A 17,731-nucleotide genomic window follows, 5' to 3' on the forward strand; every position below is an offset into this window, starting at 1 on the left:
GAGCGCACGTGCTCGAACTCACCATGGCCGCCGTCTCCGCGGCGGAGGAGGGTGCCACGGCCGGCATGCTCATGGCCGACGCACCGAGCGAGCCCGGCGCGCTGCTGCGGGTGGGCCGCGACAAGTCCGTCTGCAGGCTCGCCACGCCCGACGACTGGCTGTTCGTCTCCCGGGTCCACCTGGAGTTCCTGTGCGGGCCCGAGGGCACCTGGCAGGTGACGTGGCTGCGCGGCTCGCAGGCCGAGCCGTCGAGTGAGGTGCGGCTGACCGTCGGGGAGTACGTCCAGCCGCTCGCCTACGGCGGGACCGTGCCGCTGCCCCGGGGCGGCAGCGGGGAGATCGTCGTCGTGGACCGCACCGCCCCGCGCAGCGTCAACGTCGGCTTCTATCACGAGGTCTGAGGGCTGCCGAGGGCTACGACCGCACCCGCGCGAGGGCGAAGCCGTCGTAGCCCTTCGTGCCCACCGTCTGGATCGCGGTCGCCGACAAGCGGGGGTGGGAGCCCAGGAGTTCGATGGCCTCGCGGGTGCCGACGACGTCGCGGTCGGTGTCGTCCGGGTCGGCGACGCGGCCGCTCCGTACGACGTTGTCCACGATGATCAGGCTGCCCGCGTGCGTGAGCTTCAGCGCCCACTCCACGTAGTGCGGGTTGTTCTCCTTGTCCGCGTCGATGAAGACCAGGTCGAAGGGGGCCGGGTTCTCGTCGGCCAGGCGGGGGAGGGAGTCGAGGGCCGCGCCGACGCGGATCTCGACGAGCTGGTCCAGGCCCGCCCGCGCGATGTTGCGGGCCGCCACCTCGGCGTGGTGCGGGCTGTACTCCAGGGAGATCAGCCGGCCGTCGGCGGGCAGGGAGCGGGCCAGCTGGATCGTGCTGTAGCCGCCGAGGGTGCCGACCTCCAGGATGCGCCGGGCGCCCTGGATCTGTGCCAGGAGCTGGAGCAGCTTGCCCTGCGGGGCGCTGACGGCGATCCGCGGGAGCCCGGCGGCCTCGCTGTCCCGCAGGGCGGCTTCCAGTGCCTCGTCGTCGGGGGCGAGATGGGCGGTGAAGTAGGCGTCCACGGCGTCCCAGTGCTTCGACTCGCTCATGATTCCTCATTCGTAGAAGTAGAGGTAGAAGTAGGTGGTAGCGCTAACCGGCCTGCGGGGTCATCGGTTCCGTGGCGGGTGCGGCGTACGACGAACACCGCCACCGCCGCCGTGAGCGCGGCCAGGGTGCCCGCGACCGTCAGCAGCCAGGCCGGGACGCCGGCCACCGTGCGCAGCCGGTCCTCGTAGATGACCTGCTGGAACGGGGTGTCCGTGGCGGTGCGGCGCAGGGTGTGGTCGCCGTCGATCAGGGACGGCTCCGGGAACTCCTGGCCGATCGCCGTCAGGAACGGGGTGCCCGCCGTCAGCTCGGCCAGGGGGCTGCCGCGCGGGGGTGCGATCCGGCCGGCGAAGGTGACGCGGGGGCGGGAGCCGCCGATCGCGGAGGCCGGTTCCATGCGGTGCGCGGCCAGGACGTACAGGCCCAGCGACTGGGGTGTGCGGGCGAGGCGGGACAGCCGCATCGGGTAGACCGGCTCGTCGGCCGTGAAGGACAGGCTCAGGGGGTCCAGGGTGCCCCGGAGGGGGGCGCCGGTGGTTTCCGGGGCCAGCCGGATCGCCACGTACTCCCAGCGGCGCGTCACGTACGGCTGGAGGGCGCCGCTGAGGCGGGGCGGCAGAGTGAAGCCGTTGTCGGCCAGCCAGTCGCCGAGGGCGGCAGGGTCGGTGGCGGTCAGGCGGGCCACGTCGAAGGGGCCGAGTTTCTGGCGGCCCACCACGCCCACACCGGGGGTCGCACCGACGCCGGGCGGGGGTGCGCCCGCGTCCCGGCCGCTGCCGGAGACCAGGGGCCAGTCGCCGTCCTGCGGCCAGAAATGGGAGCGGGTGCGGTGTACGGGCGCGGTGGCCGCGTCCAGCTCGTCGAAGACGGCCGGATCGCCGAGCGTCACGTCCGCGCGCCGCGGGACCGGCATGATCCAGGCCGCCCGGCCGCTGTCCCCGTCGACCGTCAGCCGCATCACGATCCGCTCCCGGCGGCCGTCCCAGCGCACCACCGACACCTCGCGTGCCACGGCGACCCGCCGGGCGGTGTCCGGGACCACGGCGCCGCAGCCGCAGGCGTACGCAGGGGCGATCAGGGAACCCAGCTGGGTGGCGAGTAACGCCAGAACGACCGCCGACAGGCGACGGCGCGCCCGGCCTCTCAGGAAACCGACCATTTCCCCACACCCTCCGCTGCGCCCTCAGACGGTTACGCGGAGCATACGGCTCCGTGCCCTGGAGCTACGCAAGTGATCCACCGCGCGCTCAGCGAGGCGGTACGAGCCGGTGCGGACTATCGTCTTTCGGACAAACGCAGGACGGGTGCCAGGCAAAGCGGAACCGTCTGCGTCTCTTCTCCGGGGGCGGTGCGGGCCTCATAGGCTGCGCACGACAACCTTCGCGTATCGGACGTGAAGGGCGAACGGGGCGGGAGGCCCGGGCACGTGGTGAACACGAACCCCAGCGGAGGACCGGCGGAAGCGTTCGGAGCGACGGCCGTGGAGACGGCCAGAGCGAGAATGCGCGTGGCCAGATTTCTGCTGTGGGTGGTCGCCGCGATACTCGCCGTCCGGCAGGTGGCCGTCGTCCTCAGCACCCCCAGCGGAGAGCGGCTGACCGACCTGGAGACGTGGGTCGGACCCGACGGCGTCCTCCATGTGAAGGGCTCGCTGTACGACTCGACGGAGTTCACCGGCACCCCCTTCGGCGGCCTCGTCCTGAAGCCGCTCACCAAGGCGGCCGAACAGACGCTCGGCTGGGGGTGGACCTTCGGCACGCTGCTTCTGGTCGTCGCGCTCGGACTTGTCGTCGCGCGGGCGCTGCCTCAGCCGGTGAACAGACGTACGTCCTTCTTCGCCGCGCCGGTCGCGATCAGCCTGCTGATGCTGTCGCTGCCGGTCCGCAACACGCTGTATCTCGGGCAGACCAGCATCATGCCGGTGCTGCTGGTGCTGGTCGGCTGCTTCGTCGTGCGCGGACAGCGCACCAGCGGCCTGCTGATCGGCCTCGCCGCCGCGCTCCAGCCGACGGTGCTGCTGTTCGCCGGGCTGCTGTGGTTCACCGGGCGGCGCCGGGCCGCGCTCACCACCGGCGCCACGTTCGCGGCGAGCACGGCACTGGCGTGGGCGGCGCTGCCGCACGACTCGTACACCTACTGGGTCCACCACATGGCGGGCGCCGGGCTTGGCGGGGACGCCGACGACCTCGCCAACCAGTCGCTGCACGGGGCGCTGCTGCGGGCCGGGTTCGAGGGGCCGGTCGAGGTCGGGCTGTTCCTCGCGCTCGGCGCGGCCGTGGCGGCGCTCGCCCTGCGGCGGGCCGTGCGCTACGCCCGCGACGGGCAGCTGCTGCTCGCGGTGGCGGTCACCGGCTGCGCGGCGATCCTGGTGGCGCCGATGGCCTGGCAGCACCAGCTGCTGTGGGTGCTGCTCGCGGTCGTCGGACGGGTCGGCAAGCGGGCCTCGGACCGGTACGTGTGGCCCGTCGCGGTGGTGCTGGTGATGACGCTGCCCGCGAAGATGATCCTGCCGAACATGGCCTCGCTGTACCCGCTGCGCGACAACGTCGTGCTGCTGGCGGCGCTGGCCGCGGCGACCGTCGTGCCGTTCCTGTCCCGGACCTCGCCGTACTACCAGACGCCGGTCCCGACGGAGTGCGCCGAGCCGGTCCCGGCCCGCTTCCGGCGGGTGCCGCTGCTGCCGTTCCTGAAGAGGGTGCTGACGCGGCCCAACCTGCTGCTGGAGTTGCTGCTTATTCGTGTCACCTACGCCGCCTACCAGAAGGTGCGGCTCGCGGCGACGGGCGGCACCAACTCCGAGGGGCGGGCGCGGGCCGAGGAGCACGGGCAGCAGATCCTGGACCTCGAGCGGTGGCTGCACATCGACATCGAGCACTGGGCGAACCACGCGGTCGTCAAGGTCGACTGGCTGCGGAACTTCTTCGACTTCTACTACACGTCCTTCCACTTCGTGGTCCCGCTCACCGTCCTCGGCGTCCTCTACTGGCGCCGCCCCGTCGACTACCGCTGGGCCCGTGCGTCGCTGGGCTTCGCCACCCTGCTCGCCCTGGTCGGCTTCTGGCTCTATCCGCTCGCCCCGCCGCGCCTGATGCCGGACCTGGGCGTCATCGACACCGTCCACGGCGTCCAGGACTTCTCCAAGCCGGACTACGGCACTCTGACCGCCCTCACCAACCAGTACGCGGCGATGCCCTCGCTGCACTTCGGCTGGGCGCTGTGGTGCGGGATCGTCATCGCGATCGTCGCGCCGAAGTGGTGGCTGAAGCCGCTGGGGCTGCTGCATCCCTTCTTCACGGTGACGGCGATCGTGGCCACCGGTAACCACTGGGTGCTGGATGCCGTGGGTGGTGCGGTGGTGGTGAGCGCCGGCTTCGGGCTGTCGTACCTCTTCCAGGGGCCGCGGGCGCGGATGGTGCGGGAAACCGCGGCGGCCGAGAAGCCGTCGCTGGTGCGTGCTCCCGGGAGCGGGTGACAGGCGCGCCTTCGTGGGGGTGCCATGGGGGCGCAGGCGCTGCCCGGCCGGGGCGCCGAGCATGTCGTCCGGCGCATCAGCGTCCGGCCGACGGCCGCGTCCACGTCCGTCGCGGCGGACGCCGTCCGCCTCGGGGGAGGCAGGAACGGGGCGTGAGGGTGGGGATGCTCCTGCCTCCCTCGGGGTCCGGACGGGCCGGCGGCGCCGGGAAGCCGCCGGCCCGGGAATGGGGGGAGTCAGACCACGCTGACCTGGAGTTCCTTCACGCCGTTGATCCATGCCGAGCGGAGGCGGCGGGGGTCTCCGGTCAGGGCGAGGTTCGGCATCGCGTCGGCGATCGCGTTGAAGATGAGGTCGATCTCCAGCACGGCCAGGGACTTGCCCAGGCAGTAGTGGGGGCCGCCGCCTCCGAAACCGAGGTGGGGGTTGGGGTCGCGGGTGATGTCGAAGGTGTCGGGGTCGGTGAAGACCTCGGGGTCGTGGTTGGCGGCGGCGTAGAAGATGCCGACCCGGTCGCCCTTCCTGATGAGCTTGCCGCCCAGTTCGGTGTCCTGGGTGGCGGTGCGCTGGAAGGCGTTGACCGGGGTGGCCCAGCGGACGATCTCCTCGGCCGCGGTCGCCGGGCGCTCGGCCTTGTACCGCTCCCACTGGTCGGGGTGGGTGAGGAAGGCGTGCATGCCGTGGGTGATGGCGTTGCGGGTGGTCTCGTTGCCCGCGACGGCCAGCATCAGCACGAAGAAGCCGAACTCGTCGGAGGCCAGGTTCCCTTCGTCCTCGGCGGCGACGAGGGTGGTGACGATGTCCTTCGCCGGGCACTGCTTGCGGTCGGCGGCCATGTTCATGGCGTAGGCGATGAGTTCGGTGGCCGACTCGGCGCCGACCTCCTCGGTGATCGCGTACTCGGGATCGTCGTACGAGATCATCTTGTTGGACCAGTCGAAGATCTTGGCCCGGTCGTCCTGAGGGATGCCGATGAGCTCGGCGATGGCCTGGAGGGGCAGTTCGCAGGCGACCTCGGTGACGAAGTCGAAGGAGCCGGGGTGTTCACGGGCGTGCGCCGCGATGGCGCCGGCGCGGGCGCGGAGGTTGTCCTCCAGGGCGCGGATGGCGCGCGGGGTGAACACGCGCTGCACGATGCTGCGGACCCGGGTGTGCTCCGGCGGGTCCATGTTGAGCAGGATCAGCCGCTGGGCGTCGATCGCGTCGCGCTCGATGTGCTCGTTGAAGCGGATGATCGCCGTGTTGAGGGTGGAGGAGAAGAGTTCGGGGTGCGTGGACACGTACTTGACGTCCGCGTGCCGTGTCACCGCCCAGTAGCCCTCGTCCTGGAAACCGGCGACATTGCCCGACTGGGGGATCCAGCGGACCGGTTCCGCCCGGCGCAGTGCGGCGAACTCCGGCAGCGGCACGCGCTGTTGCAGCAGATCGGGGTCGGTGAGGTCGAACCCGTCGGGGAGCTCTGGACAGGTCATGGGGCAGCTCCAGCCGTGTTCCAGCCATGTGCGGCGGTCTTCTGACGGTCCATCAGGTCGTGCGGTGAACGTAGTAACGGGTTCTAGAAGTAGCAAGAGGCGTGCACGACTCTTGCGGCGACGGACCCCCTGTCAGCAGACTGCACGTGGAACTAGAACACGTACTAGTTCCGCGTGGCGGGCCGGGCCGGGACGCCCCCGCGCCGCGCGGGTACGCAAGGAGAGGAACTCCTTTCATGGCCGCGGAACCCGTGATCGTCGAAGCCGTACGCACCCCCATCGGCAGGCGCGGCGGCGCGCTCGCCAACCTCCACCCCGCCTACCTCCTGGGCGAGACCTACCGTGAACTCCTCGGCCGCACCGGCATCCCCGCCGACTGTGTCGAGCAGATCGTCGGCGGCACGGTGACCCACGCCGGCGAGCAGTCCATGAACCCCGCGCGCACGGCCTGGCTGACGATGGGCCTGCCGTACGAGACGGCGGCGACGACGGTCGACTGCCAGTGCGGCTCCTCGCAGCAGGCCTCGCACATGACGGCCAACCTCATCGCGGCGGGCGTCATCGACGTCGGGATCTCCTGCGGTGTCGAGGCGATGTCCAGGGTGCCGCTGGGGTCGGGTTCGAAGCACGGTCCGGGGAAGCCGTTCCCGGACGAGTGGAACGTGGACCTGCCCAACCAGTTCGAGGCCGCCGAGCGGATCGCCCGCCACCGCGGTCTCACGCGCGAGAACGTCGACGCGCTCGGGCTGATCTCGCAGGAGCGGGCGGCCGTCGCGTGGAGCGAGGAACGCTTCAAACGGGAGACGTTCGCCGTGCAGGTCCCGACGACGGAGGACGAGCAGCACGCCGGGCAGGGCATGTGGCGGCTGGTGGACAGGGATGAGGGCCTACGGGACACGTCCATGGAGGCGCTGGCCGGCCTGAAGCCGGTCATGCCGACCGCCGTCCACACGGCAGGCAACTCGTCCCAGATCAGCGACGGCGCGTCCGCGATCATGTGGGCGTCGAAGCGGATGGCGCGGGCGCTGAAGCTGCGGCCGAGGGCGCGGATCGTCGCCCAGGCGCTGGTCGGCGCCGACCCGCACTTCCACCTCGACGGGCCCATCGACGCCACCAAGGCCGTGCTCGGCAAGGCCGGGATGTCCCTGAAGGACATCGACATCGTCGAGATCAACGAGGCGTTCGCGTCGGTGGTGCTGAGCTGGGCGCAGGTCTTCGATCAGGACCTGGCGAAGGTGAACGTCAACGGCGGCGCGATCGCGCTCGGGCATCCGGTCGGGGCGACGGGCGCCCGGCTGATCACCACCGCGCTGCATGAACTGGAGCGCGTGGACAAGGAGTTCGCGCTGATCACGATGTGCGCGGGCGGCGGACTGGCCACCGGCACGATCATTCAGCGGATTTAGACTCGACAGAAGTTGACGTGGGCTGATCAACTTGCCCGATGTTTCTCAATCTCATCCTCCGCGTTCTGCCCTTCTACCTCCGCGAGCCGATCGTCATCGCCATCTGCCTGACCTTGGCCGGTGCCTCCTTCTACTGGTTCGTCCAGGTAGGGGGCTTGGGCAGGGGCGGCTTCGGGCTGCTGTTCCTGGCGATCGCGGTACTGCGCGCGTACTTCTTCCGCAAGGAATGGAGAGCCCACCAGGCGGCGAAGGTGCTGGGGTTCAGACCCCAGGTGTAGTACCGCTCCAGGAGACGAAGTGGCGGAACGCGGCGGGGTCGATCGTGAGGATCGGGCCCGCCGGGTTCTTGGAGTCGCGGATGGCGACGAGGGCGGTGGCTTCGGCGACCTCTACGCAGTTGCCGCCCTGGTCGCTGCTGTAGCTGGACTTACGCCACTTGCTGCTCTCCATAGCGTTCCTCCATTACGCGCCGGATCATCGCCGCCGAGTCCCTGAGCGGGAGTGCGGCAGCCTGCAGATGATCGTAACGGAGTGTGCAGTTATTGACCGTGTCCGGGTTCGCGGTCGGATGCGCACTGCCGTAGCCCTCCGTATAGACGATGGTCGGGTCGCTCGCGAACCGGTAGACGTCGAACGAGCCTGTCAGTCCTGCATGTGCTCCGGCCGCGAACGGCAGGATCTGGATGTTGATCCTGGGGTTGGTCTCGAAGGTCAACAGGTGGGCGAGTTGACCCCGCATGGTGTCCGGGCCACCAATCCTCTGGTAGAGCGCGGATTCGCCCAGCACCGCCCAGAAGACGGGTGGCTTCTCCTTCTCGAAGATGCGCTGACGAGCGAGCCGGACCGCGGTGCGGTCGTCGAGGTTGGTTTCGTCCATTGCCCCGAGCACGGCACGGGCGTAGGCGTCGGTTTGCAGGAGGCCGTGGATCATGTGGGTCTCGAAGGAGCAGATCTCCGTGGCCCGCGACTGGAGCTCGGCCACCTGCCTGAACCACGCCGGGAGTTGACTCCGCAGCACCAGTTCCACGAGCCGCGACAACAGCCCGTCCGACCCCAGCGCCGCGTCCGCCCGCTCGCTGAACTCCGGTGTCGGGACCTTCCTCGCGGTCTCGATCTGGCCGACCAGGGAGCCGGTGTAGTTGAGGATGTCGCCGAGCTGTTTCTGGCTCAGTCCGGCCGATTCCCGTAGCCGCCGCAACTCGAAGCCGTAGTAGTCGAGCGGCGAGGCTCCCGGGTCAAGGACGTTGATGTGCGTCACGAACAGCCCCCACTCCAGAACGGGTTGTATCCAGCCTGTAGCCCAGCGTAGTCAAGCCAGTTCAGGCTCGTCCCGTGAACACATACTTTCCCCCCACCACGCACTACCGCATGCGTGTCACGGTCGGCGAGCACTCCGTCCGCCACATCCGCCGTATCGTCCGCTCGCTGCTCACCGAGTGGGAGATGCTCCATCTGGTCGACGCCGTCGAGCTGGGCGTGACGGAGTTGGTGACCAACGTCGTACGGCATGTTCCGGACCGGCGGTGCGAGGTCGTCGTACTGCGAAGGGCGGGGGTTCGGGTGGAGGTGACGGACGGGTGTGCTCAACGGCCGGTCATGAGACGTGAGTCGGCGTTGGACGCGGAGGGCGGTCGGGGGCTCGTGCTGCTGGACGCGGTCGTGGACAAGTGGGGTGTGGCCGGTGCGGCCGGGGGAGGGAAGACGGTCTGGTTCGAGTGCCGCCGGTGAGCTTCCTACTCGCGGCCCGACGCCACCGCTGCGAGCACGCCCACCACCGCGGTCGACACCAGCAGCGGAAGCCCCAGCCCGTGGTCGTCCACCAGCCACGCCCCCACCGCCGCGCCCGCGATCATCGCGGCGACCGCGGCGGTACGGCGGAACCGGTGCGTTCCCGGGCCGTCGGCGGCGAGGCCCGTCAAGGTCATCGTCAGGACGGTGGTGGTGAGGTCGGCGACGCCCAGTTTGCGGACCGTGGCGTTGCGCAGGCCCATCGCGAAGGCCGTGACGGCGATGAGGGTGTAGACGGTGGCGGTGTCGTCGGGCGCGGCGAAGGCGACCGCGGTGGAGGCGGCCAGGAGGAGGGCCTCGGCGGCGAGGGTGCGGCGCACCCAGGTGCGGCGCGGCCCGTCGCCGAGGCGCTGGGCGATACGGCCGCCGACCGCCGCGCCGACCATGAAGGCGAACAGCGAGGTCAGGGTGTGGGGGACGGAGAAGCCGGGGGCGCCGGCCGCCGCGAAGCCGAGGACCACCACGTTGCCGGTCATGTTCGCGGTGAAGACATGGCCGAGGCCGAGATAGCTGACGGCGTCGATCAGGCCGCTGACGAGGGTCAGGGCGAGCAGGACCGGGACCAGGCGCAGGCCGCGGTCCGGGTGGGTTTCGGTGCTCTGCGTGCTCACCGGGTCAGTGGACCACGTACGACGAAGGCGGCGACCCCCGGGAACGGGAGTCGCCGCCTTGATGCGTCGGTCGTCTGTCGTCAGACGGCTCAGTACCAGCCGTTGGCCTGCCAGAACGCCCAGGCGCCGGACGGGCTGCCGTAGCGGGAGTTCATGTAGTCGAGGCCCCACTTGATCTGGGTCTTGGCGCTGGTCTTCCAGTCCGAGCCGGCGGAGGCCATCTTGGAGCCCGGCAGGGCCTGGACCAGGCCGTAGGCGCCGGAGGAGGCGTTGGTGGCGTTGACGTCCCAGCCGCTCTCGTGCTCGACGATGTGGCTGAACGCGTTGTACTGAGCGGCGTTCGGGATCATCTTGTGCGCGATGGACTTGGCCTGGGTGGCCGAGTCGGTGGTGGCCGCCTGAGCGGGCGCCGCGGTCAGCACGAAACCGGCGGTGGCGGCGGCCATCGCGACGGTGGTGATGGCCTTCTTCGGGGAAGCGATGCGGCGAACGATGCGGGAGACGGACACGGAGAACCTTTTCTTCGGGGACGTGGTCTGTCGCGGGCCGTGCCGGTTGCGCGGGGCATCCGGTACATGCGTCGGCGCCGAGGCCCGTGGGCTTGTCGGCGCCGTGCGACGTTGTCCAGAGAAACAGGCTCGGAGCCCGTCCGCAATGACCCCTTTTGCTAGTGGTGGTCGTATCTGGGGCGGAAGGGGTGCGTGTGAGCTGGCTCTCAATGCGCAGGTCAGAGGCCGTTATGGCATGGGCATGGCGTCCGATATGTACTACTAGGGCGGTTAGTTCGTGATGTGGGTCATGTGGGGTGGTTCACCGGTCAACGGGGTTCGAATGTGACCGCGCTCTCGAAGGCGGCGCGGCGGGTGGCTCTGCGTAGCGCCCTGAGCACGGCCGGGCCGAGCGTGAAGGTGAGGACGACCGTGCACAGCGCCCGGCCCAGGTCCCAGCCCAGCGAGGTGGCCACGCAGTAGAGGAAGAAGCGGGCCAGATTGCCGGGGACGGAGTCGTCCGGCTGGAACGCGATGTTCGAGGCGGTGCCGCTCAGGAACGGCCAGCCGGCGAGGTTGGTGATCGTGCCGTAGGCGAAGGCGGCGAGGAAGCCGTATACGGCGAGCAGGACGAGTTCCGTACGTCCGCGCAGGCGCCGCGCGCCCGGCAGCAGCCCCGCGCCCATCGCGAACCAGCCCATCGCGAGCATCTGGAACGGCATCCACGGCCCCACCCCGCCCGTGAGCAGGGCCGACGCGAACATCGACACCCCGCCGAGCGTGAAACCGAAGCCGGGGCCGAGGACCCGGCCGCTGAGCACCATCAGGAAGAACATCGGCTCGATACCGGCGGTCCCGGCACCCAGGGGTCGCAGGGCCGCGCCCGTCGCGGCCAGGACGCCGAGCATCGCGACCGCCTTCGGGCCGAGGCCCGACTCCGAGATCGTCGCCGCGACCACGACCACGAGCAGGATGAGCAGGCCCGCGAAGAGCCAGGGGGCGTCAGTCGCGTGGGCGGTGAGCTGGGAGCGGGGCGGGGCGAGGAAGGGCCAGCCGAGGGCCGCGACGCCCACGGCGCTGACAAGGACGAGGGCGGCGATGGAGCGGGGGCCGAGGTGGATGACGTTCACGTTCATGAGTGCCCGGTGCTTCCCGTGCTTCCGGCGCCTCCGGTGCCCCCGGTGTCTCCGGTGCTTCCGAGGGCTTCCTTGACCTGGGCCACCGTGAGCCACTTCTGCGGGGCCAGGATCTTGCTGACCTGCGGGGCGAAGGAGGGGGACGCCACGACCACGTCGGCCGCCGGGCCGTCCGCGATGATCTCGCCGTCCGCGAGCAGGACGACACGGTCGGCGATCTCGGCGGCGAGTTCCACGTCGTGGGTGGCGAGGACGATCGCGTGGCCTTCGGCGGCGAGCGTTCTGAGCACGGCCGCCAGACGGGCCTTCGCCGCGTAGTCGAGGCCTCGGGTCGGCTCGTCGAGGAGGAGGAGCGGGGGGCGGGCGGTGAGGACGACGGCGAGAGCGAGGGTGAGGCGCTGGCCCTCGGAGAGGTCGCGGGGGTGGGTGTCGTCGCTCACGCCGGGGAGCAGGTCGGTGAGGAGGGTGCGGCAGGTGCCGGGCGCTGCGCTTGCGTCGGCGTCGGCTGCGTCGCATTCGGCGGCGACGGTGTCCGCGTAGAGGAGGTCGCGGGGTTCCTGGGGGACCAGGCCGACGCGGCGGATCAGGTCGCGGGGCGGGGTGCGGTGGGGGACGGCTCCGCCGGTGCGGACTCCTCCGGAGGTGGGGGCGATGAGGCCTACGAGGGTGTTGAGGAGGGTGGACTTTCCGGCGCCGTTTCTGCCCATGAGGGCGACGGTCTCGCCGGGGGTGAGGGTGAGGGTGATGTCGGTGAGGGCGTGGATGTGGGAGCGGCGGACCGAGAGGGCTTGGACTTCGGCGGCGTGGGGGGATTCGTGGATCGGGGCGGAGGTGCGTTTGAACCAGCGGCGGGCGGGAGGGGCGCCCAAGGGGGTGGGGGATGTGGGTTGTTGGCGGGTGCGGGTTGTGTGTGGCTGGTCGCGCAGTTCCCCGCGCCCCTCAAGGGCGTCAGCCGTGCCGGTGCTCAGTTGCTCCCGTAGGCCCGCTGCCCTTCGCCTTGCGTCTCTTACCGTCAGGGGGAGTGGTGACCAGCCCGCCAGCCGGCCCAGGTCCACCACCGGCGGGTACACCGGGGAGACGGCCATGATCTCGGAGGGGCTGCCCAGCCGCAGAGGTTCGCCACGGCCGGGCAGGAGGGCTATCCGGTCTGCGTACTGGATGACGCGCTCCAGGCGGTGTTCCGCCATGAGGATCGTCGTGCCCAGGTCGTGGACCAGGCGTTGGAGGACCGCCAGGACTTCCTCCGCCGCGGCGGGGTCCAGGGCGGAGGTGGGTTCGTCGAGGACCAGGGCCTGGGGGTGGGGGGTGAGGACCGAGCCGATCGCCACGCGCTGCTGCTGCCCGCCGGAGAGGGTGGAGATGGGGCGGGACCGGAGGTCGGTCAGGCCGAGGAGGTCCAGAGTCTCCTCTACGCGGCGGCGCATCACGTGCGGGGGCAGGCCCAACGACTCCATGCCGTAGGCCAGTTCGTCCTCGACCGTGTCCGTGACGAAGTGGGAGAGCGGGTCCTGGCCCACCGTGCCCACGACGTCGGCCAGTTCACGGGGCTTGTGCGTGCGGGTGTCGCGGCCCGCGACCGTGACCCGGCCGCGCAGGGTGCCGCCCGTGAAGTGCGGGACGAGACCGCTGACGGAGTTGAGGATCGTGGACTTGCCGGTGCCGGACGGGCCGACGAGGAGGACGAGTTCACCCTCGGGGACCTCGAAGTCGATGCCCCGGACGGTGGGTTCGGTCAAGCCGTCGTAGGTGACGGAGACGTCCTCGAAACGGATCACGACGGCTCCTCGGGAGGCGGGGTGACGAAGGCGGGCAGCAGGCCGAGGAGGATCGCGGCCGCGGGGTAGAGGGGGAGGGTGGGGGTGGTCAGGGGGATGACGCCGGGGTGGAGGGCCGCGGGGTCGTGGACGGAGGCCCAGGCGAGCGCCGCGGCCACCGCCGCGCCGGAGGCGGTCACCAGCCAGGCGCGGGCGCCCCAGGGGTCGGGGCGGTAGCGGGTACGGGGGGTGCGGCGGCCGCCCAGGCGGAGTCCGGCGAGGGCCGCGGTCACGCCGGCGAGGAGGACGGGAACGCCGTACGTGCCGCCTTCGGCGGTGAGCAGGCCGTACGTTCCCGCGCAGACGCCGAGCAGGCCGCCGAGGGTGAGGGTGTTCGTCGTACGGCGGACGCGGGGCGGGACGTCGGCGGTACGGCCGTAGCCGCGGGCGTCCATCGCGGCGGCGAGGGCGACGGAGCGTTCGAGGGCGCCTTCGAGGACGGGCAGGCCCACCTGGAGGAGGCCGCGGAGGCCGGAGTCGGGGCGGCCGCGGAGCCGGCGGGCGGCGCGCAGACGCTGGACGTCGGCGATGAGGTGCGGGGCGAAGGTGAGGGCGACGACCACGGCCACGCCCATCTCGTACAGGGCGCCGGGCAGGGACTTGAGCAGGCGGGTGGGGCTGGCGAGGGCGTTCGCGGCGCCTACGCAGATGAGGAGGGTGGCGAGTTTCAGGCCGTCGTAGAAGGCGAAGGTGAGGGTCTCCGCGGTCACTTTGCCGCCGAGGCGGATGCCCTGGGCCCAGTCCGGGAGGGGGACTTCGGGGAGGGTGATGATCACGTGCGTGCCGGGGAGGGGGGAGCCGAGGGTGACGGCGAAGGTGAGGCGGATGAGGAGGACGGCGAGGGCGAGCTTGACGAAGGCGGAGTAGGAGCGGGCCCAGGGGGTGTTCGGGCGGCGGGCGGCTACTACGTAGGCGGACGTGGCTATGAGGAGGGTGAGGAGGAGGGGGTTGGTGGTGCGGGTGGCTGCGATGCCGAGGGAGAGGGACCAGAGCCACCAGGCGGCGGGGTGGAGGGGGGCTTGGCGGGTGCGGCGGGTGGGGGTTGCGGTGGGGGGCGTTTCGCTTGCCCGCGCTGGCGGGGTGCCGCCTGTCTTTGGGCCGGGTGCCGCCCTGCGGCACGACTGCCCGCAGCTAGCGCTGGGCACTTCTACGCCGTCGAGCTTGCCGTGCCGCCGCAGCGCCCAGCGCCGCCACCGCTGCCGCGCCTGCCAGTAGGCCCACCGAGGGGCCGGAGTCGTTCTTGGTCTCCTTCTTCGCGGACGCCTCCTTCTTCCCCTTCTCGCCCGTCGCCACCTGCTCGCCGCACCCCTGCTCCGGATACCCGGCGATCGCGCACAGCAAGGCGTTCGGGTCGTAGCGCAGCGGCTTGGCCACCGAGGCCAGGGCCTCTGCCGTGGTGGCGTCCTCCGGTACGACCGCGCACTTCGTGCGCAGTGCCGGTGGGGTTTCGCCCGACGGGGCGTCCGTCGGCGTGCCGAAGTCGATGACCAGGGCGACGCGCTTCTTGCCGTCCTCGGTGGGAGTGTCTGCGCAGATCTTCGGGAACGACGCCGTGCCACGTGGCTTCGTCGCGTCCGACGAGTCCTCGCTCACCGCGAAGCGGAAGCCCTGGACGTCGCCGTCGGAGGGGACCGCGGTGGCGGGGCCCTGGGTGGCGTAGGTCCAGGTCGTGCCGGTTCGGTCCCAGAAGGACCAGTAGCGGTAGCCGGTGGCGTGGGCGGCCTGGGTGGAGAGGGGGAGGAGACAGAGGGCCGTCAGGAGGAGGGGGGTGACGCGGCGCATCACTGCTGGCGCTTCCGGCCGCGGAGCATCAGGCCGAAGCCGATGAGGGAGCCGAGAAGGAGACCGCCGCCGACGGTCCAGGCGACGGTGAGGGCGCCGTCGTCGTCGTTCTGATCGGACGCCTTGACGTCCTCGGCGGAGGCCGTGGGGGGCTCCGCATTGATGGCCCTCGGGGTCGGGCCGGTCGCGTTCAGAAGGGTGACCAGGTCCTTGCCGCCGAAGCTGTGGACGTCACCCCGGCCGGCCTTGGTGGCGAAGATCAGCTGGGCGTAGGCCGCCGGGCCGCTCTGCTCGGCCCACTTCACGGCGTTGGCCTCCAGCCAGCGCAGGGACGCGGCGGCCTGGTCGTTGTAGCCCGCCGAGGCGAGGGCGACGACCGCGTCGGCCGTGTTGCCGTAGTCGGGCTGGTCCTCGGAGCCGGGCAGCGCCGACTTGAGGTAGCCGTCCTTCTTGAGGGTCTTGGCGAGCCAGGCGGCGCCGTTGTCGGCGGCCACGTCGGCCAGGCCGTCGTCCTGCTTCCCCCGGCAACCCACGGAGGTGTCGGCGTCCTCCTGGGGCCCGGCCGCCAGCACCTCGCCGTAGCCTCCGAGCACCGCCGCGACGGTCGCGTCCGCGTTGGCCGTCAACTTGCCCTTCTTGTCCGGCTGGTAGGCGAAGGCGCCCGCGTCCTTGCTGTCGCACGGGAGGCTGAGCTGCCACAGCGCGTCGAGCGGGGACTTGCCCTCCTTGCGCAGGTTGGGGACCGTCACGCCGGCCTGCGCGAGGGCGCCGACCACGAGGGAGGTGGAGTTCGCGTCGGTGGCCGAGCCCGCGGAGTAGCCCCAGCCGCCGTCCTTGTTCTGCACGGACTTCAACCAGGTGACGGCCTTCTTGACCTGGGTGTCATAGCTCTCGGTGAGTGTGGTGAGCGCCTGGACCGCGACCGCCGTCATGTTCGTGTCGACCATGACCTTGGCGTCGCACGGCTTGTTGGTGTCCGCGCGGAAGGCGGGGAAGGCGCCGCTCGCACACTGCTGTCCCGCCAGCCAGGCCACCGCCGTGTCGGCGGGGTCGACGCTCACCTCGTTCTGCGCCATCAGCGCCAGCGACTGCCGCCACACCCCGTCGTACGTCGGATCACCCGTCCCGTACAACCCGTCCGGTATCACCACCGAGGGCGACGGCGAAGGCGAGGTGGACGGATCGGCGGCCACGGCCGGTGTGGCCGTGCCGATCACGGCGGTGGCGGCCAGGACCGCGGCGCTGCGGCGGACGTTCATGATCGGCGGATGCCTCTCCCTGCAAGGGAGCCGGGCGCACGGGAAACCCCCGGGCGGCTCGGCCCCGTAGACCTCGACGGTGCCGTGCACCGGCCGGATGCCGGTGCGCGTGAGCCGGTCAACTGCTCCGCGCGGGGCGATCCGGCTCGCCGCCCGGACGGGACGGCTCACGGTTGCGGGTCAGCGCCGGAATTGCACCGGCTTCCCCCCGTACGGGTGTGATGACGACGCGGCCACTCTACCCGGCCGTAAACAACCGGCTGAGGGGCTCCTGTGAGGGGCTCCGGGGCGGGGGATAAGTTCGGCCGCATGGAGATCACGGGGAGACTCATCGGCTCGGGGCGGGCGTCCGACGTGTACGAGGTCGACGAGGACTGGGTACTGCGGCGGGACCGGGAGGGGTATGCGGACGCCCTCGCGGAAGCGGCCGTCATGGAACATCTGCGCCGGCACGGCTACCCCGTACCCGAGGTCCGACTGGACGCCTCCTCGCGCAGCGACCTCGTGATGCGGCGGCTGCACGGGCCGACCATGCTGGCCGCCTTCGCCGCCGGCCGGATCGACGCCCGGGAGGCGGGGGCGGTGCTGGCCCGGTTGCTGCGGCAACTGCACGCCGTTCCGGGACGGATCGTCCACCTCGACCTCCACCCCGACAACGTGATGCTCACCGACGACGGGCCCTACGTCATCGACTGGGCCAACGCCGAGGAAGGCGACCCCGGCCTCGACTGGGGCATGTCCGTGGTCATCCTCGCCCAGGTCGCCGTCGGCGAGGAGGCGATCGCCGAGCCCGCCCGCGCGATGCTGGCCGCGCTGCTCGCCGACCCGTCCGAGCTCACGGAGGAGGGGCTGGCGGAGGCCCTCAGGCGACGGGCGGTCAATCCGACGATGAGCCGGAGCGAGACCGAACTGCTCGGTGCCGCCGCGGACTTGATCAGGACGTTCCTGCCCTGACCACCGGCGTCGGCCCCCCGAACGGCAGCCTCAGCCGTCGCGCCGCCAGCAGCCACGTACCCTCCGCCGACCTGCGGAACTCGTCCTCGTACTGACCCACCTGCACCGGCGGCCCCGGCGGGACCGGGCCCTGGCCGTCGCCCTCGTGGCCATCGACGCGGTACGTCGTGAAGTACGAGGTCGCCGTCGCCGTGTCCGGGGACGTCACCGTGACGAGGATGTTCGACATCACGCGGCGGGAGAGGCGGTCCGCCGGGCGGGAGCCGAAATACGTCCGCAGCGCCTCCCGGCCCTCGGCGCGCCGCCCGTCACCGCCCGGAGGCGGCCACTCCCAGACGCCGTCCTCGGTGAACAGCTCGGCGACGGAGCCCGGTTCGCCGAGGTCGAGGCGGTGGACGAAGTCGATGATCAGACGCTCGCAGGCGCGCTCGGCCAGCAGCCTCTCCAGAGGATCCATGCCGC

General features: G+C 71.2%; 20 protein-coding genes and 1 riboswitch. Of the genes, 7 read left to right on the top strand and 13 right to left on the bottom strand.

Going from position 1 to position 17,731, the window contains the following annotated elements:
- The first annotated feature begins 8 nt into the window (after window positions 1-8).
- The gene (locus ACFUO4_RS14445; protein WP_079312701.1) at window positions 9-401 is read left to right on the top strand and encodes a hypothetical protein; all 393 of its coding nucleotides are present in this window, start codon (window positions 9-11) and stop codon (window positions 399-401) included.
- Window positions 402-414: 13 nt separating this feature from the next.
- Here the strand turns inward: ACFUO4_RS14445 and ACFUO4_RS14450 are convergent, their stop codons facing one another.
- Both ACFUO4_RS14450 and ACFUO4_RS14455 read right to left on the bottom strand, forming a co-directional pair.
- Window positions 415-1,086, bottom strand: a complete 672-nt coding sequence (locus tag ACFUO4_RS14450; RefSeq protein WP_383483995.1) for an O-methyltransferase — start codon at window positions 1,084-1,086, stop codon at window positions 415-417.
- The gene (locus ACFUO4_RS14455) at window positions 1,083-2,246 is read right to left on the bottom strand and encodes a DUF2330 domain-containing protein (RefSeq protein ID WP_383483998.1); all 1,164 of its coding nucleotides are present in this window, start codon (window positions 2,244-2,246) and stop codon (window positions 1,083-1,085) included. Before ACFUO4_RS14455 ends, ACFUO4_RS14450 begins: the two co-directional genes overlap by 4 nt.
- A 342-nt stretch (window positions 2,247-2,588) precedes the next feature.
- Between ACFUO4_RS14455 and ACFUO4_RS14460 the strand changes: the two genes are divergently transcribed.
- Together ACFUO4_RS14460 and ACFUO4_RS14465 are read left to right on the top strand one after the other, a co-directional pair.
- Entirely contained in the window at window positions 2,589-4,559 is a 1,971-nt protein-coding gene (locus tag ACFUO4_RS14460; RefSeq protein ID WP_383484001.1) for a bifunctional glycosyltransferase 87/phosphatase PAP2 family protein, read from the top strand.
- Window positions 4,560-4,583: 24 nt separating this feature from the next.
- Entirely contained in the window at window positions 4,584-4,715 is a 132-nt protein-coding gene (locus ACFUO4_RS14465) for a hypothetical protein (RefSeq protein WP_383484004.1), read from the top strand.
- An 80-nt stretch (window positions 4,716-4,795) separates the two neighbouring features.
- On the opposite strand, the gene ACFUO4_RS14470 is transcribed toward ACFUO4_RS14465, so the two are convergent.
- Window positions 4,796-6,031: a cytochrome P450 gene (locus ACFUO4_RS14470; protein ID WP_383484007.1), complete on the bottom strand. Its 1,236-nt coding sequence runs from the start codon at window positions 6,029-6,031 to the stop codon at window positions 4,796-4,798.
- A gap of 236 nt (window positions 6,032-6,267) precedes the next feature.
- Between ACFUO4_RS14470 and ACFUO4_RS14475 the strand changes: the two genes are divergently transcribed.
- Together ACFUO4_RS14475 and ACFUO4_RS14480 are read left to right on the top strand one after the other, a co-directional pair.
- The gene (locus tag ACFUO4_RS14475) at window positions 6,268-7,437 is read left to right on the top strand and encodes a steroid 3-ketoacyl-CoA thiolase (RefSeq protein ID WP_079312691.1); all 1,170 of its coding nucleotides are present in this window, start codon (window positions 6,268-6,270) and stop codon (window positions 7,435-7,437) included.
- Window positions 7,438-7,475: 38 nt separating this feature from the next.
- Window positions 7,476-7,715 carry a hypothetical protein gene (locus ACFUO4_RS14480; RefSeq protein ID WP_079312689.1) on the top strand — a complete coding sequence of 80 codons (240 nt, stop codon included), beginning with the start codon at window positions 7,476-7,478 and terminating at the stop codon, window positions 7,713-7,715.
- Here ACFUO4_RS14480 and ACFUO4_RS14485 read toward each other — a convergent pair.
- Window positions 7,699-7,887, bottom strand: a complete 189-nt coding sequence (locus ACFUO4_RS14485) for a DUF397 domain-containing protein (protein WP_079312687.1) — start codon at window positions 7,885-7,887, stop codon at window positions 7,699-7,701. The genes ACFUO4_RS14480 and ACFUO4_RS14485 overlap by 17 nt on opposite strands.
- Entirely contained in the window at window positions 7,865-8,695 is an 831-nt protein-coding gene (locus tag ACFUO4_RS14490; protein ID WP_383484012.1) for a helix-turn-helix domain-containing protein, read from the bottom strand. The genes ACFUO4_RS14485 and ACFUO4_RS14490 overlap by 23 nt, the downstream gene beginning before the upstream one ends.
- 110 nt (window positions 8,696-8,805) lie before the next feature.
- Between ACFUO4_RS14490 and ACFUO4_RS14495 the strand changes: the two genes are divergently transcribed.
- On the top strand, window positions 8,806-9,165 hold the full coding sequence (locus ACFUO4_RS14495; protein ID WP_079312683.1) for an ATP-binding protein: 360 nt from the start codon (window positions 8,806-8,808) through the stop codon (window positions 9,163-9,165).
- A gap of 5 nt (window positions 9,166-9,170) precedes the next feature.
- Here ACFUO4_RS14495 and ACFUO4_RS14500 read toward each other — a convergent pair whose 3' ends face one another.
- From ACFUO4_RS14500 to ACFUO4_RS14530, 7 genes are all read right to left on the bottom strand, one after another.
- On the bottom strand, window positions 9,171-9,836 hold the full coding sequence (locus ACFUO4_RS14500; protein WP_383484015.1) for a YoaK family protein: 666 nt from the start codon (window positions 9,834-9,836) through the stop codon (window positions 9,171-9,173).
- A gap of 89 nt (window positions 9,837-9,925) precedes the next feature.
- Window positions 9,926-10,345, bottom strand: coding sequence for a transglycosylase SLT domain-containing protein (locus tag ACFUO4_RS14505; RefSeq protein ID WP_079312679.1), 420 nt, complete (start codon window positions 10,343-10,345; stop codon window positions 9,926-9,928).
- A 308-nt stretch (window positions 10,346-10,653) separates the two neighbouring features.
- A complete protein-coding gene (locus ACFUO4_RS14510; protein ID WP_079312677.1) occupies window positions 10,654-11,460 on the bottom strand; it encodes an ECF transporter S component in 807 nt (268 codons plus the stop codon).
- Window positions 11,457-13,235: an ABC transporter ATP-binding protein gene (locus ACFUO4_RS14515; RefSeq protein ID WP_383484020.1), complete on the bottom strand. Its 1,779-nt coding sequence runs from the start codon at window positions 13,233-13,235 to the stop codon at window positions 11,457-11,459. Before ACFUO4_RS14515 ends, ACFUO4_RS14510 begins: the two co-directional genes overlap by 4 nt.
- The gene (locus ACFUO4_RS14520; protein ID WP_383484023.1) at window positions 13,232-14,419 is read right to left on the bottom strand and encodes an energy-coupling factor transporter transmembrane component T; all 1,188 of its coding nucleotides are present in this window, start codon (window positions 14,417-14,419) and stop codon (window positions 13,232-13,234) included. The genes ACFUO4_RS14515 and ACFUO4_RS14520 overlap by 4 nt, the downstream gene beginning before the upstream one ends.
- On the bottom strand, window positions 14,406-15,056 hold the full coding sequence (locus ACFUO4_RS14525) for an SCO2322 family protein (protein WP_383484026.1): 651 nt from the start codon (window positions 15,054-15,056) through the stop codon (window positions 14,406-14,408). Before ACFUO4_RS14525 ends, ACFUO4_RS14520 begins: the two co-directional genes overlap by 14 nt.
- Window positions 15,056-16,315 (bottom strand): prenyltransferase/squalene oxidase repeat-containing protein, encoded by a 1,260-nt coding sequence (locus tag ACFUO4_RS14530; protein ID WP_383484029.1) that lies wholly within the window; start codon window positions 16,313-16,315, stop codon window positions 15,056-15,058. Before ACFUO4_RS14530 ends, ACFUO4_RS14525 begins: the two co-directional genes overlap by 1 nt.
- A 112-nt stretch (window positions 16,316-16,427) precedes the next feature.
- A riboswitch (cobalamin riboswitch) is annotated at window positions 16,428-16,563 on the bottom strand.
- Between the two features lie 61 nt (window positions 16,564-16,624).
- Between ACFUO4_RS14530 and ACFUO4_RS14535 the strand changes: the two genes are divergently transcribed.
- Entirely contained in the window at window positions 16,625-17,269 is a 645-nt protein-coding gene (locus ACFUO4_RS14535; RefSeq protein ID WP_383484032.1) for a phosphotransferase, read from the top strand.
- On the opposite strand, the gene ACFUO4_RS14540 is transcribed toward ACFUO4_RS14535, so the two are convergent.
- Window positions 17,250-17,726, bottom strand: coding sequence for a nuclear transport factor 2 family protein (locus ACFUO4_RS14540; RefSeq protein ID WP_383484035.1), 477 nt, complete (start codon window positions 17,724-17,726; stop codon window positions 17,250-17,252). The two genes, ACFUO4_RS14535 and ACFUO4_RS14540, sit on opposite strands and share 20 nt — an antisense overlap.
- Window positions 17,727-17,731 lie beyond the last annotated feature (5 nt).

Source organism: Streptomyces sp. NPDC057280 (assembly GCF_042668605.1).
Taxonomy (GTDB): Bacteria; Actinomycetota; Actinomycetes; order Streptomycetales; family Streptomycetaceae; genus Streptomyces.

Excerpts from the sequence above, each read along its gene's own strand:
- ACFUO4_RS14540 (WP_383484035.1), bottom strand. The coding sequence starts at position 17,726 with ATGGATCCTCTGGAGAGGCTGCTGGCCGAGCGCGCCTGCGAGCGTCTG.
- ACFUO4_RS14535 (WP_383484032.1), top strand. The coding sequence starts at position 16,625 with ATGGAGATCACGGGGAGACTCATCGGCTCGGGGCGGGCGTCCGACGTG.
- ACFUO4_RS14530 (WP_383484029.1), bottom strand. The coding sequence starts at position 16,315 with ATGAACGTCCGCCGCAGCGCCGCGGTCCTGGCCGCCACCGCCGTGATC.
- ACFUO4_RS14525 (WP_383484026.1), bottom strand. The coding sequence starts at position 15,056 with ATGCGCCGCGTCACCCCCCTCCTCCTGACGGCCCTCTGTCTCCTCCCC.
- ACFUO4_RS14485 (WP_079312687.1), bottom strand. The coding sequence starts at position 7,887 with ATGGAGAGCAGCAAGTGGCGTAAGTCCAGCTACAGCAGCGACCAGGGC.
- ACFUO4_RS14450 (WP_383483995.1), bottom strand. The coding sequence starts at position 1,086 with ATGAGCGAGTCGAAGCACTGGGACGCCGTGGACGCCTACTTCACCGCC.
- ACFUO4_RS14455 (WP_383483998.1), bottom strand. The coding sequence starts at position 2,246 with ATGGTCGGTTTCCTGAGAGGCCGGGCGCGCCGTCGCCTGTCGGCGGTC.
- ACFUO4_RS14510 (WP_079312677.1), bottom strand. The coding sequence starts at position 11,460 with ATGAACGTGAACGTCATCCACCTCGGCCCCCGCTCCATCGCCGCCCTC.
- ACFUO4_RS14465 (WP_383484004.1), top strand. The coding sequence starts at position 4,584 with ATGGGGGCGCAGGCGCTGCCCGGCCGGGGCGCCGAGCATGTCGTCCGG.
- ACFUO4_RS14480 (WP_079312689.1), top strand. The coding sequence starts at position 7,476 with ATGTTTCTCAATCTCATCCTCCGCGTTCTGCCCTTCTACCTCCGCGAG.
- ACFUO4_RS14475 (WP_079312691.1), top strand. The coding sequence starts at position 6,268 with ATGGCCGCGGAACCCGTGATCGTCGAAGCCGTACGCACCCCCATCGGC.
- ACFUO4_RS14470 (WP_383484007.1), bottom strand. The coding sequence starts at position 6,031 with ATGACCTGTCCAGAGCTCCCCGACGGGTTCGACCTCACCGACCCCGAT.
- ACFUO4_RS14495 (WP_079312683.1), top strand. The coding sequence starts at position 8,806 with ATGCGTGTCACGGTCGGCGAGCACTCCGTCCGCCACATCCGCCGTATC.
- ACFUO4_RS14460 (WP_383484001.1), top strand. The coding sequence starts at position 2,589 with ATGCGCGTGGCCAGATTTCTGCTGTGGGTGGTCGCCGCGATACTCGCC.